16 protein-coding genes are annotated in these 20235 nt (G+C 47.2%); 8 read left to right on the top strand and 8 right to left on the bottom strand.

The genetic code is table 11. From position 1 onward, the window contains the following. Positions 1-119: 119 nt before the first annotated feature. Together dcm and P400_RS15305 are read left to right on the top strand one after the other, a co-directional pair. A complete protein-coding gene (gene dcm / locus P400_RS0102155) occupies positions 120-1454 on the top strand; it encodes a DNA (cytosine-5-)-methyltransferase (protein WP_026824676.1) in 1335 nt (444 codons plus the stop codon). 147 nt (positions 1455-1601) lie between these two features. Continuing rightward, complete coding sequence (locus P400_RS15305) at positions 1602-2291, top strand: HNH endonuclease (protein WP_051545926.1); 690 nt, start codon at positions 1602-1604, stop codon at positions 2289-2291. Positions 2292-2325: 34 nt separating this feature from the next. Here the strand turns inward: P400_RS15305 and htpG are convergent, their stop codons facing one another. Together htpG and P400_RS0102140 are read right to left on the bottom strand one after the other, a co-directional pair. After that, a complete protein-coding gene (gene htpG / locus P400_RS0102145; RefSeq protein WP_026824675.1) occupies positions 2326-4194 on the bottom strand; it encodes a molecular chaperone HtpG in 1869 nt (622 codons plus the stop codon). 302 nt (positions 4195-4496) lie between these two features. Continuing rightward, positions 4497-5129, bottom strand: coding sequence for a TetR/AcrR family transcriptional regulator (locus tag P400_RS0102140; protein WP_235181817.1), 633 nt, complete (start codon positions 5127-5129; stop codon positions 4497-4499). 117 nt (positions 5130-5246) lie between these two features. Here P400_RS0102140 and P400_RS0102135 point away from each other — a divergent pair, with 117 nt between their 5' ends. Further along, entirely contained in the window at positions 5247-5996 is a 750-nt protein-coding gene (locus tag P400_RS0102135; RefSeq protein WP_026824673.1) for an SDR family NAD(P)-dependent oxidoreductase, read from the top strand. 32 nt (positions 5997-6028) lie between these two features. Here P400_RS0102135 and rluF read toward each other — a convergent pair whose 3' ends face one another. Continuing rightward, complete coding sequence (gene rluF / locus P400_RS0102130) at positions 6029-6739, bottom strand: 23S rRNA pseudouridine(2604) synthase RluF (RefSeq protein WP_026824672.1); 711 nt, start codon at positions 6737-6739, stop codon at positions 6029-6031. 92 nt (positions 6740-6831) lie between these two features. Here rluF and P400_RS0102125 point away from each other — a divergent pair, with 92 nt between their 5' ends. After that, positions 6832-7656 (top strand): hypothetical protein, encoded by an 825-nt coding sequence (locus tag P400_RS0102125; protein ID WP_026824671.1) that lies wholly within the window; start codon positions 6832-6834, stop codon positions 7654-7656. Here P400_RS0102125 and P400_RS0102120 read toward each other — a convergent pair. Together P400_RS0102120 and P400_RS0102115 are read right to left on the bottom strand one after the other, a co-directional pair. Beyond that, positions 7622-8272 (bottom strand): C39 family peptidase, encoded by a 651-nt coding sequence (locus P400_RS0102120; RefSeq protein WP_026824670.1) that lies wholly within the window; start codon positions 8270-8272, stop codon positions 7622-7624. The genes P400_RS0102125 and P400_RS0102120 overlap by 35 nt on opposite strands. Before the next feature lie 73 nt (positions 8273-8345). After that, a complete protein-coding gene (locus P400_RS0102115; RefSeq protein WP_026824669.1) occupies positions 8346-9713 on the bottom strand; it encodes a YjiH family protein in 1368 nt (455 codons plus the stop codon). A gap of 259 nt (positions 9714-9972) precedes the next feature. Between P400_RS0102115 and P400_RS0102110 the strand changes: the two genes are divergently transcribed. The 4 genes from P400_RS0102110 to P400_RS0102095 all read left to right on the top strand — a co-directional run bounded on the left by P400_RS0102110 (position 9973) and on the right by P400_RS0102095 (position 15596). Then, the gene (locus tag P400_RS0102110) at positions 9973-10965 is read left to right on the top strand and encodes an LLM class flavin-dependent oxidoreductase (RefSeq protein ID WP_026824668.1); all 993 of its coding nucleotides are present in this window, start codon (positions 9973-9975) and stop codon (positions 10963-10965) included. Between the two features lie 140 nt (positions 10966-11105). Beyond that, positions 11106-14276, top strand: coding sequence for an EAL domain-containing protein (locus P400_RS0102105; protein WP_026824667.1), 3171 nt, complete (start codon positions 11106-11108; stop codon positions 14274-14276). A gap of 31 nt (positions 14277-14307) precedes the next feature. Continuing rightward, on the top strand, positions 14308-15165 hold the full coding sequence (locus P400_RS0102100; protein WP_026824666.1) for an MBL fold metallo-hydrolase: 858 nt from the start codon (positions 14308-14310) through the stop codon (positions 15163-15165). Continuing rightward, positions 15162-15596: a GNAT family N-acetyltransferase gene (locus tag P400_RS0102095; protein WP_026824665.1), complete on the top strand. Its 435-nt coding sequence runs from the start codon at positions 15162-15164 to the stop codon at positions 15594-15596. The genes P400_RS0102100 and P400_RS0102095 overlap by 4 nt, the downstream gene beginning before the upstream one ends. A gap of 23 nt (positions 15597-15619) precedes the next feature. On the opposite strand, the gene guaC is transcribed toward P400_RS0102095, so the two are convergent. The 3 genes from guaC to P400_RS0102080 form a co-directional block, all read right to left on the bottom strand. Beyond that, a complete protein-coding gene (guaC, locus tag P400_RS0102090; RefSeq protein WP_026824664.1) occupies positions 15620-16603 on the bottom strand; it encodes a GMP reductase in 984 nt (327 codons plus the stop codon). 187 nt (positions 16604-16790) lie between these two features. After that, positions 16791-18851, bottom strand: a complete 2061-nt coding sequence (locus P400_RS0102085; RefSeq protein WP_026824663.1) for a PAS domain S-box protein — start codon at positions 18849-18851, stop codon at positions 16791-16793. A gap of 112 nt (positions 18852-18963) precedes the next feature. Continuing rightward, positions 18964-20148: an MFS transporter gene (locus P400_RS0102080; protein ID WP_026824662.1), complete on the bottom strand. Its 1185-nt coding sequence runs from the start codon at positions 20146-20148 to the stop codon at positions 18964-18966. Between the last annotated feature and the right edge of the window lie 87 nt (positions 20149-20235).

The following is a 20235-nucleotide window of genomic DNA, read 5'->3' as shown; positions in this document are numbered from 1 at the left end:
AACGTAGTTGTTGATCCCATTCACCTTTTCTGTTAAACTAATTTCATCGAGCTAGTTCGGTTGTGATAGGACCTAAAATAGCGTAAATTTAAGATAGAAAATACGAAAGGGTGTTCCCATTGATTAAAGTAGTTGAATTATTTGCCGGTGTAGGAGGTTTCCGCATCGCGCTTGAAGGAATCAAAGATGTGAATGCCGAGCCTACATCTGACAAATTCGATGTGGTTTGGGGCAATCAGTGGGAGCCGGCGACGAAGGTACAACCGGCCTTTGATTGCTATGCTGAACGTTTTAAAGGACGTGGCCAACACGTAAATGAGGATATCGCGCTGTCATGGATGGAAGCAGGACCACACCATTTACTCGTGGGGGGATTCCCATGCCAAGACTACAGTGTGTCGCGTAGCTTAAAGAATGAGCAAGGGATTCAAGGGAAGAAGGGTGTCTTGTTCTGGGAAATCATGAATATCATCGAACAGGAAAAGCCGCCTTACGTTCTTCTCGAGAATGTCGATCGCCTAATGAAGTCACCTGCGAAACAAAGAGGGCGTGACTTCAGTGTCATGCTTCGTGCGTTTGCCGATCAAGGATATACGGTCGAGTGGAGAGTCATCAATGCTGCCGATTACGGTTTTGCCCAACGCCGCCGTCGTATCTTTATCTTTGCGACGCGAGCGGATTTAAAGCATTCAACCCGAGCGGGGAAAGCAAATCCTGAGCAGTGGTTGTTGAAAGACGGATTCTTTGCACCGACTTTCCCGGTCATGGAGATGCCGAGCGAGAAGCATCCAGGTTCGACGTTCGAGTTGCCGAAAGACATCGTCGAAATCTCGGACACATTCTCTGCGACTTATCGAAATGCGGGTGTCATGACGGGGGATCAAGTGACGACGCTTGAGACGCTCCCGGTTCGCGAGACAGCTAAGACGCTCGGCGAAGTCGTTCAAGAGGTTTATGAGCAGTTTGGTCCTGCCCCGGAACACTATTATCTGGATACAGAGAAGGTTAAAAAATCTGGACGTACGGAAAAAGAGGAATTGGCTTACATGAAAGGGCCGAAAAAAATCGAACGTACTTCTGCGAGCGGTCACGTCTATGTATATGCTGAAGGAGGCATGTCCTATCCGGATTCGCTAGACCTCCCAGGTAGAACGATGTTGACAAGCGAAGGGACGTGCAACCGTTCAAGCCATGTCATCGAAGATCCGCATACGAAAAAATTGCGCTATTTGCGTCCAGAAGAATGTGAAGGATTGAATGGCTTCCCATACGGATGGACCGCGACTATGACAGACCGCAAGCGATACTTCACGATGGGGAATGCTCTCGTCGTCGGATTGATTGAGCGGATGGGCCATCGAATTGCGGAGATTCATGAGCAAGAGGACGAGAAAAGTCTGTTGCATGAAGTGAAGCAGATGCAGCTGTTGGGGACGTACAATAATTTCAAATAAAAATAATCCTCTTTCTTCGTTTCGATTGATTTAGAATTCAATTACTGAATTCAATAAATTTTCGTAGCGATAGTGAGAGGATTTTTGTTGTCCTTAGGCAAATACTTGCGTTAGAAAGAAACAAATAATTTATAGGAGGCTCGACATTTGAATTTACCGATTTTACAACCAAGTGGAAGAGGAAGAGAGTTTAATTCAGTTGACGATTTAAAAAAGTATCGAGTATTAATTGCTTATCTTATCGATGGTCTTAGTCATAGGGAAATCGAAAATAGAATTCTAAAGCCCACTTCTAAAAAATCAAATGGTTTTGAATCGATGAATATTTTAAGGTATCTAGGCCTGAGTAATGAATTCAAAGGTATTTTTATAAATTATTTAGTAGATGGAATGATTGAAGAGCTTACTGCTCATATCGGATATGAGGAAATAGTACGTATTCTTAGTTCTGTAAGTAAAAAATTAGAATATGTAACAGAAGAAGATATAAACGCCGAGGAAGTAGAAGATGGAGGCATGGTTTTAGAAGGGCAGGAACATTATTACTATGGAAAGCGATATGAGCGGGAAGCTTCGAATCGGAAAAGAGCTATTGAAATTCATGGTGTGAATTGTATCGTATGTGATTTCAATTTTGAAGAAGTGTATGGCGAACGTGGTAGAGATTTCATTGAAGTGCACCATTTAAAACCATTAAGCACTTTAGATGAGGCTGTGATGGTGAATCCTAAAACTGACTTAATTCCCGTCTGTTCTAATTGTCATCGGATGATTCACCGGAAAACTGAACAAATACTATCACCAGATGAGCTACGGCGGCTGATGAACGACAGATAAATGAAAAGACAGAGGTCCCCCTCTGCCTTCACCGTTACTCCGCCATCAACGCACACACCGCATTCGAATACGCTACCGGATCTTCAATCGGTAATCCTTCAATGAGGAGGGCTTGTTGATACAACAGGTCTGTATACTGTTTCGCTTTCGCTTCATCATCCTTATACACACGTTGGAGAGCCTGGAAGATGGCATGGTCAGCGTTCACTTCGAGCACTTTCTCCGCTTTCATACCGCCACCGTTTGGCATCGTGTTCAAAATCTTCTCCATCTCGATTGAGACGTCGCCGGCGACCGTCAGACAGACCGGATGTGACTTGAGGCGTGTCGAGGCACGCACTTCTTTGACGCGGTCCCCGAGCTCTTCTTTCATGAAGGTGAACAAGTCTTGGTTGTCTTCGTTGAGCGACTGCGCTTCCGCGTCATCGAGACCGAGGTCACCGCTCGCAATCGATTTGAACTCTTTGTCGTCATATGACTGAAGCATCTTGATCGCGAACTCGTCAATCTCTTCTGTGAAGTAGAGGATTTCATATCCTTCTTCTTTCAAGCGCTCCGCTTGTGGCAAGAGATCGATGCGATGGATCGATTCGCCTGTCGCATAGTAAATATACTTCTGATCTTCTTTCATTCGCTCGACGTACTCTTTGAGTGAGACGGGTTTCTTCTCATGAGAAGAATGGAAAAGAATCAAGTCCTTCAATTCGTCTTTCGCTGCGCCAAACTGGTCATACACGCCGAACTTCAATTGGCGACCGAACGATTCATAGAACTTCTCATAGTCCTCACGCTCGTTTTGAAGCATCTTCTCAAGCATGCCTTTTATTTTTGACTTCACGTTCTTCGCAATCACACGAAGCTGGCGGTCCTGCTGCAACATTTCACGGGAAATGTTGAGGGAGAGGTCTTCTGAGTCGACCATCCCTTTGACGAAGCCGAAATAGTCCGGCAAGAGATCCGGTGACTTCTCCATGATCAACACGCCATTCGAGTAGAGCTCGAGCCCTTTCTCGAATTCTTTCGTGTAATAGTCGAACGGGACCGTCGATGGGATATAGAGGATCGACTGATACCGGATCGTGCCGTCGACGTTCAAATGGAGGTGCTTGAGCGGCTCATCAAAGCCGTAGCGCTTCTCATGATAGAACGCTTTATAATCCTCGTCTGTCAACTCACTCTTACGCTTCCTCCAAATCGGCACCATGCTGTTGACGGTCTCTTCTTCCTTGTAATCCTCATACTCTTCTGAGTCCTCTTTTTGACGATGTTTGGTCACATCGAGTTTGATCGGGTAACGGATGAAGTCCGAATGTTTCTTGATGAGCGAACGAATCTCATACTCTTCAAGGAATGAAGAGTACGCGTCATCTTCTGTGTCTGCTTTCAAGTGGAGCGTGATTTCCGTACCGATGTCCGCCTTGTCTGTCGGCTCGATTGAATAGCCGTCTGTGCCTTCTGACTCCCATACGTAGCCTTGATCACTGTCAATCGAGCGAGTCCGCACGGTTACGCGGTCAGCGACCATGAACGCAGAATAGAATCCGACTCCGAACTGGCCGATGAGGCTATGGTCTTCTTCCATCTTCGTCGCTTGCTTCATGGCGAGTGAGCCACTCTTGGCGATAATTCCAAGATTCGATTCGAGCTCTTCTTCTGTCATCCCAATCCCTGTATCGCGAATCGTGATCGTCCGCGCCTCTTTGTCGAGTTCGATTTTGACGAAGTAATCGTCTTTGTTGAACTCGATACTTTCGTCGGAGAGGGCACGATAATACATCTTGTCGATGGCGTCACTCGCATTCGAGATGAGCTCGCGCAAGAAAATGTCCTTATGTGTATAAATTGAGTGGACCATCAACTCTAAAATTCGTTTCGATTCGGTTTGAAACTGTTTCTTTGTCATGATCGTTCTCCTTTTGATGTCTGTATTTTGGCACTCTATAATTAAGAGTGCTAACACTCTTAATTATCCTAATTTTTAGGAAGATGTCAACCGAGATTGAAGAAAAGATTGACGAGGACGTAGGTTTCGCATATAGTTGAGTACATGCGATGAGCTGGTCTATGTAAGACGGCGGACATTCCCTTGAGGAGCACGTTGTGGAGCGTGGTCCGTCGCGGTAGACTTTCGAGAGCACCTCTAGTGAGAGGTGCTCATTTTTTATGTATACAATTAGCCTCCCTTCAAGCGAAGGGAGGCTTTTCTCATGCCCGAATGGATGCGAGTAACATCTCTTTCAACGCACGCAATTGTACGGCCGTCTCGATATCGTCTTCTAAATAACTGATATGTGACTTCAACATGATGTTGTTTCCGAACGTCCCGAACGTATTGATGATTGTGACGACGGTCACCTTCACATCGATATCCGAGCGGAATGATCCGTCTCGTTTCCCGTCTTCAATCAAGGGTTCGAGCGTCTGCATGATTTGTCGCTGCACGTCAATATAAGTCTCGATCCCAGGAAGGGGCGTGGCGACGAACGATGCATAGCTTTCAAACGCCTCTCGGAAACGGGCGTGGTTCGTCCGTTCCAACTGCATCTCAAAAAAGTGGTTCAAGATGGCTTCGAGCCTTTTATAGGCGTTTCCTTCCTCATGCATAAATTGTTCAAATCGCTCGAGTGTCGGTTGTAGATTCTTGACTGCCGCTGCGACGATCAATTGGTCTTTCTTCGGGAAGTAGCGAAATAGCGTCGCCACCCCAATTCCTGCCGCATCCGCGATATCCTGCATTTGAACTTTCTCAAAGCCGTTCTCTAAAAATAAGCGCTCTGCCTCTTGGATAATCAGTTGAATTCGTTCTTCTTTGTTTTGTTGTCGTTTACTCAATTCCATCACCTCATTGTCTTTCCTTAGTATATCGTCTTCGAGCAGTTTCGTTGAGATTAATGTCACATCCAATTATGATTATGATAGTTAGACTATCATAATTTAAAGAATGGAGCTGGGACAATGCGTTTACAGGGGAAAGTAGCGGTCATCACAGGGGCAGGAAGCGGTATGGGAGAGTCGACGGCACGTCTATTCGCCAAAGAAGGAGCGACGGTCGTCGCGACAGATATCAATGAACAAGGTGTAAACAGCGTGGTCGAATCGATTCGTGCACAAGGCGGTGAAGCCATCGCGGTGAAGCATGACGTGACATCGCGTTCGAGCTGGGAAGACGTATTCGCAGAAGTGGAAGCGACGTGTGGCAAATTAGATATCCTCGTCAATAATGCCGGAATCGCACTTGCGAAACCGTTCTTGGAACAGACAGAAGAGGACTGGGCACGGACGTATCGAATCAATATCGATGGCGTCATGTTAGGGACACAATATGCGATTCCGCTCATGACCGAGAATGAGGGAGGATCAATCGTCAACATCTCTTCCATCTCTGCATTGACCGGTATGGCGGGTGCAGGGGCATACACGGCCTCAAAAGGTGCGGTCCGTTCTCTTACGAAAGCAGCGGCCGTCGATTACGGGAAACAAAACATTCGCGTCAACTCGGTACACCCAGGGTACATTGTGACTCCGATGAGTGCGCCGCATATGGAACATCCGGACTATAAGCAGCATTTCTTGAATCAAATCGCTTTGCCGAATCTCGGACAAGCGGATGAAGTGGCGGCAGCCGTTCTCTTCCTCGCGTCAGACGAGGCGAATCATATTAGCGGGATTGAACTTCCGGTAGACGGTGGCGTGACAGCGAAATAAAAAATAAGCCTAGACGCGCGTCTAGGCTTATTTTAGTACCATTCTTTCGGTTCGTAATTCAATTCGCGGAACAATTGTTCCCGTTCTTTTTTTGAAAGGTCGCGCCATTGTCCAGGTGGGAGCTTCCCGAGCGTGATGTTCATGACACGCACACGTTGGAGGCGGAACACTTCGTAGCCGAGCGCCTCACACATCCGACGGATTTGGCGGTTGAGTCCTTGCGTGAGCGTGATGTTGAAGTCGAACTTTGAAAGCGGACGGACTTTACACGGTAGCGTCTTCTGTCCGAGGATTTTGACGCCAGCTTCCATCTGCTCGACGAACTCCGGTGTGATCGGCTTATCGACCGAGACGATGTATTCTTTCTCATGCTCGCCTTCTGCACGGAGAATCTCGTTGACGATATCGCCATCGTTCGTCATGAGGATGAGACCTTCCGAGTCTTTATCGAGACGACCGATGTTGAAGATGCGGAGTGGGTGGTTGACCATGTCGACCAAGTTCCCTTTTACTTTCTTCTCCGTCGTACTCGTGATCCCGACCGGCTTATGGACGGCGATGTAGACGTTGTTTCGTGCGACCCGTGCGGCCGAACCGTTGACGAGGACTTCATCCCCTGGTTTGACCTGGTCGCCGATTTTTGCTTTCTTCCCGTTGATGGTGACGCGTCCCTCTTCGACGAGACGGTCGGCTTGGCGACGGGACGCCTTGCCTGATTCACTGATGAATTTATTGATGCGCATGTATACACGTCCTTTATTTGGCTTCGTCCTCTCACTATAACGCATTTTATAAACTCTCGAAAGCGGGAAACGAACGGAAGAGGAGGGATGACATGGAGGCAGTACGACTGTTACAAGACGTGATTCGATTTCAAGCAACGCTATGTGACACATCATTCGGAAAAGAATTAATTCCGGAGGCGTCGCCTGTCCTTTGGTACGGTCGACCTGGTCTGAATCAATGGCTGACCATCGGGACGAATCCGTCCCGCGGCGAGTTTTTACATCGTGACGGGACGCCGAGAATGGGGCAAGCCCAAAAGTTCTATTGGCGGGACACACTCTCGTTTGAAGATTACCTCGGAAATGAAGAGGCGCTGCAACAAACGCTCGAACGGGCATCGGTCTATTTCGAGTCGGGTCGCGCGACGACGAGCTGGTTCGGGAAACCAGGTGGCGCCAAACTCGAGGCGCTCCTCAACGGGATGGGGCGGTCGTTTTATGACGACCCTAACGCTGTCATCCACGTCGATTTTTTTAAATTTGCGACGTATGAACAGATGGGGAAGATGAGGACGGGGCGCGACTGGATGGAGCATCCGACCTCAATCGAATTGTTGGAGCGGACGATTGCGTATATTAAACCGAGCCGTATCATCGTGCTCGGGCGAGACAACTGTCGTGCCTTGAACGAGTTTTCAACAATAGGAAGTCTGTCTGCGTATCCTGCCGTCACTTATGAAATCGGACGTCATGAATCAGGTATCCCGATGATTGGCCTCCATATGAAGCCGTCAGAAGTGTTCGTCGGGATCGGGAATGGGTATGACTCAAACGGGCTACATTACGGGTCATACGCCAAGCGCGAGCATCTTTTAAAAATCGGTCAAGCGATTGAAACGATTACGGACGAGTGGTTGGTGGATGGACGCGCGTGATGCTTCCCCAAAAGTTGAATTCGTTGAAGTCGATATAGCGCACGTCTTTCGACCGGTTGTCGAGCACGGCCAACAAGACGACGTCGGGAAATCCCCGTTTTTCAAACTGTAAATAGCCGACCCCCGTGACGGAATGATTCTTATAGAAGCCGTTCGCCATATTTAATACGAACGGTCGACCCGCTTTCAGTTCCCGCTCGAACGTCGACCACTTCCATAGATAGCGGGAACTGCCTCGACCGTCATACCCGTATCGCTTCCATAGTTTCGTGATGATGGTGGCGATTTGGGTCGGTGGCGTCCCTTTCTCATCTTTGAAATGGTGCCTGAAGGCGATCTCGCGCATATCCTCCTGAATCTGCGTTACATCATCTGGGATATTAGTGAATCCGTGATTTCGATAAAAGCGGAAGATGGCGGTGATCGATGTCAACGTACAGTTGTTCTTTCCGTTCTCGAATTGTCGTTGGAGCAAGACGGGCACGCCTTCAATCTGTACAGAGCGCTTTAATGTCCAGCGTCCATGGTAACGATCGTTCACATAAGCTTTCGGGTCGATGATACCGGCATAACCGTTGTTTGCGACCTCGAGTTGTCCTGCGAATGGGTGCTCCATCTAGATCTCCCTCCTTTTCTTTTAGTATACAAAGGACGCCCCATCTCATAAAAGAGAAAGGGCGTCGTTTTCGTTAAAACACAAGATGTGCAATTCCGACGATGATTGGAAGTGTGATGAATGTACGTAACAAGAAAATCAACACGAGATCGAAGAACGAGATTGGGAGTTTCGAACCAAGCAACAAGCCCCCGACTTCAGACATATAGATGAGCTGGGTGACGGACAACGTGGCGATGACGAAACGCGTCATTTCACTCTCGATTTCACTTCCGAGTACGGCCGGCAAGAACATGTCCGCAAAACCGACGACCATCGTCTGTGCGGCCGCTGCCGCTTCCGGCACTTGTAGGAACATTAAAATCGGCTCGAACGGCTTTCCGATAATTGTGAAAAACGGTGTATATTCGGCGATGACGACAGCGATTGTCCCGACAGCCATGACGACTGGAAGGACACCAATCCACATATCGAGTACGTTCTTGAAGCCGTCTTTGAGCGTCTCTAGGAAACTTTTACTCGAACGTGACTTTTGTAACGCCTGAATTAACGCCCACTTACCGAGCGACATGTTCGCCGGAACATCTTCTTCCGGTTGAAGCTCGGTTTCCTCATAAGCAGTATCCGCTTTTTTAGATAACGGATAAATTCGCGGCATGATGAGGGCTGCGACTAGACCTGATAAAATGATGGCACCGTAGTACGGCAGGAAGTATTGATCGAGTCTCATATACTGCAGGACGACGATTGTGAAAGTGATGGAGACGACAGAGAATGTCGTTGCAATAATGGATGCCTCTCGTTTCGTATAATAACCTTCTTCATACTGTTTTGTCGTAAGTAGAATTCCAATCGTTGCATCTCCGACCCATGACGCGAGCGAGTCGAGGGAAGCGCGTCCTGGCAGACGGAACAACGGACGCATGATTTTCATCAGGAATGTGCCGACGAACTCGAGAAGTCCGAAGTTCAATAGGAGCGGTAACAACATACCCGCAAAAAAGAATGTCGCAAACAAGATTGGAATCAAATCAAAGAGTAGCAAGCCACCCGTAAATTCCGACGTAATCATCTCTGGTCCGACCGCGAGTAGCGTCATGACACCGGCGATGAAACCGATGATGCGCATGACGAACCAAAACGGTGTCACGCTAAACAGTGCGTTGATTGATGGTCGTTCCACTATAAAGGCAGGACGTGCCGTAAATAATAACAACGAGCCAAGGATTGAAATTCCCATCATGATGACGGCGAGTGTCGGTACGATGCCGCCAATCCAATCAATCAATAGATTGGATAAGAAGGCGATTGGAATCGTGAAACCTTCCTCAGATGAGATTGGTACGATAAAAAACATAATGCCGATGAGCGATGGAATCAAAAACTTAAAAAAGTCTCGACTCGAAAATTTCTTTCCGTCTGGTGTTGATGAACCATTCATGATGCATTCCTCATTTCCCCGAAATGTTTTTGCTGTCTATCTATCCCCATTACACATCCAGCCACGATTAAAACCTCTTTCTTTATCAGTATAAAAAATATGACTAGGTACTATCAACCAAATGCGTGAATTTTCTAAAAATATTGGATGTTGACTAGGCAAAACATTCGTATTCTATAGAGCCATTTAGTATGATGACGGCGAGTCCAACAAATTCAAGATATTTAGAAACTTCATTATAGAGATAGGAGAATGCATGATGAGATTGAGTGTGTTAGATCAGGCGCCGGTCACGTCGGGTCATACGGGAGAACATGCGCTGAAAAGTGCGGTCGAGCTTGCACAAGTCGCAGAAGAGTTAGGATATTACCGCATGTGGATGGCGGAGCACCATGGAGGCATGTCGTTCGCTAGTTCGGCTCCTGAGGTCATCACAGCCTATCTGGCAGCCAAAACAAACAAGATTCGTCTCGGTTCAGGTGGCATCATGATGATGCACTATTCGCCACTCAAGATGGCGGAGGTGTTCAAGACGCTCAGTGCACTTGCGCCTGAGCGAATCGACTTTGGTGTCGGACGTGCACCTGGAGGTGACTCGAACGCGATCTATGCGATGTCACAGGGACAAAAGCCGATGATGGATGGGCTTTATGAAAAATTAGATACGACGCTTCAATTGATTAAAGACGAGGCACCTGAAGAACGTTGGTATAAGAACACACCGGCTGCGCCGACTGGCATCACCCTTCCAGAGGCATGGTTACTCGGTTCGAGTGGGAACAGTGCCGTTCAAGCTGGACGGATGGGGCTTGGCTATTCGTTCGCTCAATTTTTCAATGGCCAATTGAGCGCCGAGACGCTCGATACGTATCGTCATCATTTCACACCGTCTGACTTTATGGAGAAACCGGATATCAGTGTCACGTATTTGGTGACGACGGCGGAAACGGAAGAAGAGGCTGAGTATTTGGCTCGACCTTCTGATTTGTCTCGTCTCTTCTTGATGCGAGGGCAGTTGCGACAGCTATTGAGTCCGGAAGCGGCCCATGATTATCCGCTCACGGAAGTCGATAAAATTCATATCGCCAACAACCGGGCGATTCACCTCGTGGGGACGCCGAAACAAATCGCGGAACAGTTGCGTGATGAGTCGGAACGTTACGGCTTCGATGAAGCGATGATCTGTAGTATTCAGCATAAGCAAGAGGACCGATTAAACGTCTATCGCCTATTGGCAAACGAATTGCTTTAATCCGACAGACACCTTCTCAAGACAGGGAAGGTGTTTTTTTGTACGGACGAAAAACGTTTTCCCATTTTTTCAAAGGTTTTCTCCATACTTAGCACGAAACCAACTACACTATAAGAAAAAGGAACGGGTGGAGGGATACGATGCAACGGATGAAAGGGGACCCACATTATCTGTTCGAGTTGTTCACACGTTTGTATCGAATGGTATTTCTAATGGAAGTGTCAGATGAGGGCTATCGTTACGTTCACGTGAGCAATCAGGCAAAACTTGCTTCTTCACTCCCGGATGATGTGGAAGGGCATTATTTACATGAAATGTATCAATCAGAGGTGGCCAATGAGCTGATTGAGCATTATGATTCGGTCGTTGAGACAGGCGACCCGGTCTATTTCATGTCGAAGATGAATATCGAATCCAATACGGCCCGATTTGCGTCGTCTATGCTTGTACCAATCGAGGATGAGGCGGAGACGGTTCGTTATATACTTAGCTTGACGACCGATTTATCGGAAGAGGCGGAAATTAAACTACTTCGAAGTATCGAGCACATGGACTATTTGACGGGAATGCCGAATTTGATGAAAGTGAAATTGGAGCTCGATCAATTGTTCGAGCAACAGAGTTCAGAAGAAACGAGCGTCATACGTCTGCACATCAATCGTTTCAAGATGATGATGTCACTTCAAGGGGTAGAACGATCGAATCAGTTGATTAAAGATATCACACGTCAATTGGCGAACACACTTCCAAAAGGGTCCATCATCGGTCGGGTGGACAGCGAGGACTTCATCGCGGTTCTGCCATATGTGCCGATTAAAATCGCTTATATGTATGCTGAACATTTGCTTGATGTGATTGCGAGTCATTCCTACCAAGTTGCGGAGGCAGAATTCCCATTATCGAGTTGTATCGGAATCGGAGCGGGGACGACAGACGCCGACCGTATCATTATGAACGCTTCGACTGCTTTACTCGAGGCGCGGCAGACCGGGAGTCAGACGATTCGTTTATATGAGCACGATGAGTACGTACAACGCTATATCGATGAAATCATGATTGAGACGGAACTCGTGAAAGCACTCAAACAAGACGAACTGTACATGGTGTATCAGCCGAAAGTATCGATGGATGGAGCAATTCATTTTGAGGCGCTCATTCGTTGGGAAAGTCCGGTGCTCGGTATTGTTTCTCCTGAAATGTTCATACGGGTTGCGGAGCAGTCGCTACTGATTGAGGACGTGACACAGTTTGTCCTGAATCGGGTGTGCCAAGAGGTGTCAACACATCCCGAGCAATTTGAAGGGCGCCGTGTGGCCGTGAACGTGTCGCCGAACTTGTTTCATGAGAACCATATGAATGAACTCGTTTCCATCATTGCATCGTACGGTCTTCAACCTGAACAGTTTGAGTTTGAAGTGACAGAGCACACGTTAATGCATGAACCAGTCGCTACGATCAAAATAGTCGAATCGTTAAAACAGCAAGGCTTTCGACTGATGATTGATGATTTCGGAGTCAGTTACTCCTCTTTAAATTATTTGAAGCTATTCGAAATTGATGGAATCAAGATTGATCGATCGTTCGTTGCTCAACTCGATCAAGAGAGTGGACTAAAAGAATATGAAATCGTCAAACTGATTGTGTCGCTGGCAAAAAAATTAGACCTAGAGGTGACGGCAGAAGGGGTCGAGACGGAAGAACAATATCGTATTTTACGTCAACTCGGCTGTGATGAGATTCAAGGTTATTTCTTTAGTCGCCCGATGCCGCTCGGAGACTTGGATGAAGCGCTCGATATCTTATATTCCCATCAAGCGATGTTGTCGAAAATCGAACAGCCGTCACAGTTACTTCAACCTTCTCTAGACGACCGTGAAATAAAACGCTTAAAAGCGATTCTGAGATTGGAGATTTTAAATACACCTCAAGAGGAACGTTATGACCGAATCTCACGTTTGGCCGCACAAACTTTACAGATGCCGGTCGCCTTCATCTCCATCATGACGACGGATCAACAGTGGCTCAAATCATGTGTAGGGATTGAACTCGAATCTGCGCATCTTAAACGGGAATGGACGTTATGCAATCGGGTTATCACATCTGAGCGTCCGGTCGTCATTGAAGATGTCGTGTCAGAAGCGATTGAGAGCGATAGTCCTTGGCTCGAGCGTATTGGGTTTTATGCAGGTGTACCACTTCGTACAAAACAAGGTCATGTCATCGGTACGCTTTGTGTGGTCGACGAGCAGGCGAGAACGTTCACGGAAGCAAATCTACAAACACTTGAATCGTTTGCGCATTGGGTCATGACAGAAATTGAGCATACAGAAGTTTTAAGGCGACAAATCAATCGTCAGCAAGTTGTAGAAGCATTGTATGAAGCGACGGCATTACGCCTTCCATTTCAAGACCAATTGGAGCGGGTTCAAGAAATTCTATTGGAATGGGTCGGTTATTCACACGCGGTTATCTTCTCGATTGAGACTTTCAACCGACTCTTGGTAGAGAATGGGGTATCCCGTTTGACGTGGGGAGAAGAAGAACTTCAATCCCTCCATCAACTGACGACAGTCGGTTCACAAACGCTACAAGAAGGCGAACTTATTGTAGACGGCATTGAATTCACCACGCTCATCAGTTTTCCTCTGACACATAATCATCAAGTGTTTGGCTGGATTGTTTTATTGGCGGAGCAAGGGAATTTAAATGATCAACTTGACGAGAATACCCTTCAGGAATTGACCGACACGATACGATTGCTCGCGAGATGGATGGAGAGTGGGATTCGAAAAGAACGGAAACAACGCGAGATGGTTCATATCGCGAAACAGGATCAATTGACGAAACTATGTAACCGTCACACCCTCACGACTGATTTATACAAGCAACTGCAGCGCTCGCAACCGATTACATTACTATTAATTGATTTAGACGATTTTAAACGAATCAATGATCAATTCGGTCATTTGATCGGGGATGAAATGTTAATTGAGATGGCTCAACGATTACATGAGTTTGTACAGCGTGTTGGTGGTCAGGTGTATCGATTTTCTGATAATGCATTCATTGTGATTCAGGATGGCTCTCCCCGCAGGTTAAAAGATATAAATAAAGTCATTTCCCGGGGAATAACTGCGTCGAATGGAGAAGTGATTCATCTTACGGCGAGTGTCGGGGTCACCATGGTGCAAAGTAGTGACACGATCGACGCGATTCTTCATCAAGTCGATTTGGCCATGCACATTGCAAAAAACAATGGGGGCAATCAATGGTTCCGGTACGATGTATATTCAGATGGCGAGGAACTTTAACTGATTTAGTAGAAGAGGAGTTTATTTGTTCATGCAAACTTTGATCAAGCACTCGGAACGTTTTTGGTACATGACACCTGTCGACCGTACAGACCGACCGATTCTCGGTGCCGTTGTCGGCGATACGCATACGCTGCTCATCGACGCTGGTAATTCTGTGTCGCACGCTTCATTCTTTTTAGAACAGCTAGAAAAACAAGACCTCCGTGCGCCTTCGATGGTCGCATTGACACATTGGCATTGGGACCACATCTTTGGTTTACCGGTCCTAGAAGGGGTGGTATCGATTGCAAGTGAGGCGACAAAACAAGGGATGGAGAAGCTCGTCCCGTACGATTGGGACGATGCGTCTCTTGATGAACGGATGGCGCAAGGGATTGAAATCGCATTTTGTGCGGAGGCGATCCGAGAAGAATATGGGGACGCCCGCGACATCGAAATCGTGTTGCCGACGCTGACGTTTCAAGAATCACTGACGCTCGACCTCGGTGGGGTTCACGTTGTGTTGAAACATGTCGGGGGAGACCATGCAAAAGACGCTGTCATTTTATATTTTGTAGAAGAAAAAATCTTATTTTTGGGAGACGCGTTATACGCAAATCTATACGCTCCGACATGGCGGATGACACCGGAAGAGACACTTCGATTGTTGGATGTGTTGGAGACATTCGATGCCCAACAAATCGTTTGGTCACATGGTGAGATGGTGAGTCGTGAAGCGTTCGCAGAAGATTGCCTCGCATTAAGACGAATCGCCACCATATCAAATGATTTCCCAGGAAATAGCGATGGAATCACTCGGTCATACGCTTCACTCGTCAATCGTGAAATCAACGAAGAAGAGAAAGAATTGATTACGTTTTTTGTGAACGGGACGATGGGAAGATGACACATATCATCACAAGAATTCACGAGGAGGACGAGACGTTCCAACAGTTTTTGACCACTCAATTGCGTGACTATAACAACGTTCATTCGATTCATCATCGTGATATACGTGAAGCGAACGTGCCGCTCATTCAGTTAAAAATCGAACAAGAAGGACAGGTGATCGCCGGATTGTATGGGAGTGTGTATTGGGGAAGGTTCGATTTGGATCGCCTGTGGGTTGATGCAGACTTTCATGGTCAAGGCATCGGTAGTCAAATACTTGTAGAAGGGGAGGCGTTAGCGAAGTCGCTCGGTGCGACGCGTGTGAAGTTGACGACGTTCTCGTTTCAAGCAAAAACGTTTTATGAACGATTCGGTTATACGGTCGCGGGTGTGCTACCGGACTATCCACCTGGATCGGACTACTACATGATGATGAAAGAACTATAAAAGGCGACACGAGGTCGCCTTTATTAATATACTTTATCCCCATTGAAGATTGAGTTTTTCACCATGACATAGTCTACTGTGCGCAATGCCTCGAGACTGTCACCACCCGCGTAAGAAATCGCCGATTGGAGGTCTTGTTCCATTTCGGTCAATGTATCTTGCAATGCCCCTTTATGTTCGACAAACATCTTTTTCCCCTCGACGTTCTTTCGCTCACCCTTTTGGAACTCGGAAGCCGAACCGAAATACTCTTTCAATTGTTTCCCGTCTTGTTCGAACGTTTCCCCTGGAGATTCATCGTGTCCGGCAAATAACGAGCCAATCATGACCATCGAAGCCCCGAAGCGAATCGATTTGGCGATGTCACCATGTGTCCGGATCCCTCCATCCGCGATAATCGGTTTTGTCGCCGCCTTGGCACACCATCGCAGTGCAGCCAATTGCCAACCCCCTGTACCAAACCCAGTCTTGATTTTCGTGATACATACTTTACCGGGTCCGATTCCGACCTTCGTCGCATCCGCTCCGGCGTGTTCTAATTCGCGAACAGCCTCTGGCGTCCCGACGTTCCCGGCGATGACGAATGAGCCGGGAAGATGGTGTTTGATGTGTTGAATCATTCGAATGACCGCATTTGAGTGTCCGTGTGCGATATCGATCGTAATGAATTCTGGCGTATGACCGGTCGAGTTAAGCATCTCGATAAAGGCATACTCTTCTTTCTTCACCCCGACACTGATGGATGCATACAATCCACGCTCATGCATATCTTGGATAAACGCAAGACGCGTCTCTGGATTGAAGCGATGCATAATGTAAAAGTAACCGTTCTTGGCCAGCATCAGTGCTACTTTTTCATCGATAATCGTCTGCATGTTAGCCGGAACGACCGGTAAACGGAAAGTAAAGCCACCAAGCTCGACGGTCGAGTTACATTCTGAACGACTGTCGACAATACATTTTGCAGGAATCAATTGAATATCTTCGTAATCAAATACTTTATCCATATGTCACACCCCTATTCACGAACATTAACGTCTTAAATAACAAAAAAACTTCGCCCATTCGGTAATATAACGTGAATAGAACACAAAGTCAAAGGGTATCTAAATAAATTAACTTAAATATGAATATAATTCGATAAAATACATTTAATCGTTCGGTTTTTGATGTTTCACGTGAAAAAAGGACCACTCATTCGTGGTCCTTTGCGAGTACATATTGGTTTCGTCCGCCAGCTTTCGCTTCGTAGAGAGCAAGGTCGGCGCGTTTTAATAACTGTTTGGTCGACAAGCCTTTCACATAACGAGCGCCCCCGACACTTGAAGTCGTGATGAATGTATGATGGTCAATTTCCCATGGACGTTGCAATGCCTGGATGACTTTCTCTGCGACACGATGTAGAGAACAGAGGTCGTTGAAGCGAATGAGCACGGCGAATTCATCACCTCCGAGTCTAGCGATCATATCTTGTTTTCGAAGCACGGATGTCAATCGACGTGCGAGTTGGCGCAAGAGCTCATCACCCACATCATGACCGAACGTATCGTTTATTTGTTTGAAGCGGTCAACGTCAAGTGCGAGGACGGCCAATTCGCCCTGTTCGAACTCGGTTCGATCAATCTCTTCTTCGAGATAGGCGAGGAAGAAGCGGCGGTTCGGCAAATCCGTCAACGTGTCGTGATACGCCAAATGCTTCAATTGTTTCTCGAGTGCTTTTCGCTGCATGATTTCACGGCTGACCGTCAAGTAGTGAAGGAGACGTCCAGATTCATCATAGATGGCCTGTATTTTCGTTTCGAGCCATATCCAGCGCTGATCGGCGTGAAAATGACGGAATTCAAGTGTCAACGAGATGTCCTGTTGCTGTCTTTCTTTCAACTGCTCCCTGACGATGTGGATGTCGTCAGGATGGATATAGTCGAGCGTATTCTTCCCTTCGTAATACCCGGCCGCAAAGCCGAGCACGGTACGGTGGGAAGGGGATGCATAACGAACGGTACCGTCCCGTTCTAACATACAAACGAGATCACTCATGTTTTCTGTGATCAATCGATATTGTAACTCGCTTTGTCTCAAGGCTTGTTCCATTTCACGTTTTTCCGTGACATCACGTAAAATCGTTAGGACGGCCGTTTCGCCCTCGTAGTCGATGAGGAGACTACTGATATCCATCTGGAGCTTGTCTCCACTCGGCGTCACGATGACCATTTCCGTATCCTTCACAGGGCCTCCAAGTTCAAGGGATGCGAGTCGTTTACGGGTGGATAGATGATGCTCTTCTGCGATGAATGAAAAAATCGATTCACTCTCGAGGTAAGTTTCACCAATTGTGGCGAGCGCCATCGCGTTCGCGTATATAATTTTCCCGTCTTGATGGACGATGATGCCTTCTGGAATCGTCTCGATCAGTTGACGATAGCGGCGTTCACTTTCGACCGTAGCACGTTCGGCGTTCTTCTCGGGCGTCAAGTCGATGATGATTGCAAATAGGCCGGTAATGTTACCACCGACCTCGATTGGAATGTTGAGGACGGACAAGTCGAGTCGTTCACCGGATTGATGTTCAGCATAAACGGAATATTTGTGTGGAATCCCAGAAAGCGTGAATTGTAATCCTTTCCGCACCCGAGACCGTTCACTCTCGGGAAGCCAATGCAGGAACGGATGGTGAAGCATGTCCTGTTCCGCATAACCCGTGATGGCCGTGACGGCCGGGTTGACTGATTTAATGTTTAGATGATGATCGAGCACAAAGATGCCATGGGGAGAATAGCGTCGCAGCGACTCATGATGATCTTTCAGGATTGAGAGTTCGAGCTCCCGACGTTTTCGTTCTGTCACTTCACGAACGACGGAGACGATATGTGTGCAGATCCCCTCATCATCAAAAATCGGAGTTACTTCTGACTCGAAGTAATGGAGTGGAAGCCTCAACACATCATTCGCCTCTACGGTATCCGTATAAAATGAGTCAGCAAGAAGATAGTCTTCATAGACGACACTCTTTTTTGTTCGGATTGCTTCATCGTAATACTGTGAGATGAGAGCGGCCGTCTCAGTCGGAACGAGTTCATCAATCTTCTTCCCGATATCCTCATCCGACCAGTTGATTGCACGTTTTCCGGGTTCGTTCACGAAGACGTATCGATAAGCTGAACCATCAACTTCCATAAAGAATACATAGTCTGAAATTTTATCGAACGTCCGTAGTAAAATCGATGCGTTGGATTGAAGTGTATGGTCAGCTTTCATCTCGTCTCCCTCATTTCGTTCATTCTATTTTTTACACGTCATTTTTATTTTAACGTATCCACCACAGAAATGTGTGAACTTTCAAAAAAAGACAGGATGCATATACATCCTGTCAGGCAGCTTCGTTCAGTTGTTTTTGTTCGTTCCGTCCATTCATAACGTAATACAAGAAAATGGTAAAGAGAACGACGCCAGAGAGAATCAGGTATAACGTCGAGAAACCGGTCAACGGAATGAGTAGTCCGATGAAATAAGGTCCAAACCCGAGACCTGCATCGAGCGCAATAAAGAACGTGGATGTCGCCATCCCCATCCGGTGGGGTGGTGAAGCCTTAACGGCAATCGCTTGTGTACCAGATTGGATATTTCCGAAACCTAGTCCAATCAAAGCACCTGCGAGTAGAAGAATCCAGCCACTGCTTGCTTGACTGAGCACAAGAAGCCCGACGGCAAAGATGGCGATTGCCGGATACATGACGACGTTTGCTCCGCGCGCATCCATCAATTTCCCAGTGATTGGACGTGATAAGAGTACTGCAACCGAATAGACAAGGAAGAAGATACTTGCCGCCTCAATCAAGTCGAGTTCACTTGCATAAAAGTTGATATAGGACAAGACACTCGAGTAGCTTAGTGCGGCCATGCCGATGATGAGGGCAATCGGTAACGCCCTCGGTTCGACGAATGATTTCAATGAGAAGCCACGAACGACTTCAGGAGCATCGACTTCAGGTACGTTGACGAAGAACGTACTCGCTAAACTGATGACTCCAATCACGAAACAAAGAGCGAATATGAGGGTAAAGCTCGTATATTGGCTAAGGAGCAATCCGACGAACGGCCCGATGGCTGTCGCCAGAGTGGAGCTCATGCTGTAATAGCCGATGCCTTCACCTTTCCGGGTCGCAGGGATGATTTGCGCTACGATGGTCCCGGTTGCCGTACTCGATAATCCCATCCCGAGACCGTGAACGAACCGGGTGAGCAATAAGAAGCCGATGCCCCAATGGACGAAGTACAATAAAATCGTGGTGGTGAAAAAGACGAGCCCGATATAAAGCGTCTTCTTCCGACCGATCGAATCAATGAGTCGACCGATGAATAATCGTCCGGTCAACGTCCCGATGATGAAGATACCGGTGACGAGTCCTGCTTGACTCGTCGTCGCTCCGTACGACTCGACGGCATGCACTCCGATTGTGACCATCAATAAGAAAAAGATAAGCGTCAGGAAGAAGTTGATGAGCGAGATAATCAAGAAGTCTCGCGTCCACAGTTTTTGAATAGGTTGATGCATCGAACACGACGCCTCCTTTTCTTCAAAGTCGAATAGTTAATAAACATAACTAAAAGAGTATACCAAATCAAATTAGGATTGTCTGAG

Origin of the sequence: Exiguobacterium marinum DSM 16307 (genome assembly GCF_000620845.1) — a bacterium.
GTDB lineage: Bacteria > Bacillota > Bacilli > Exiguobacteriales > Exiguobacteriaceae > Exiguobacterium > Exiguobacterium marinum.
The sequence above is the reverse complement of the archived record's forward strand: the minus strand, read 5'-3'. Positions and strand labels throughout refer to the sequence as shown.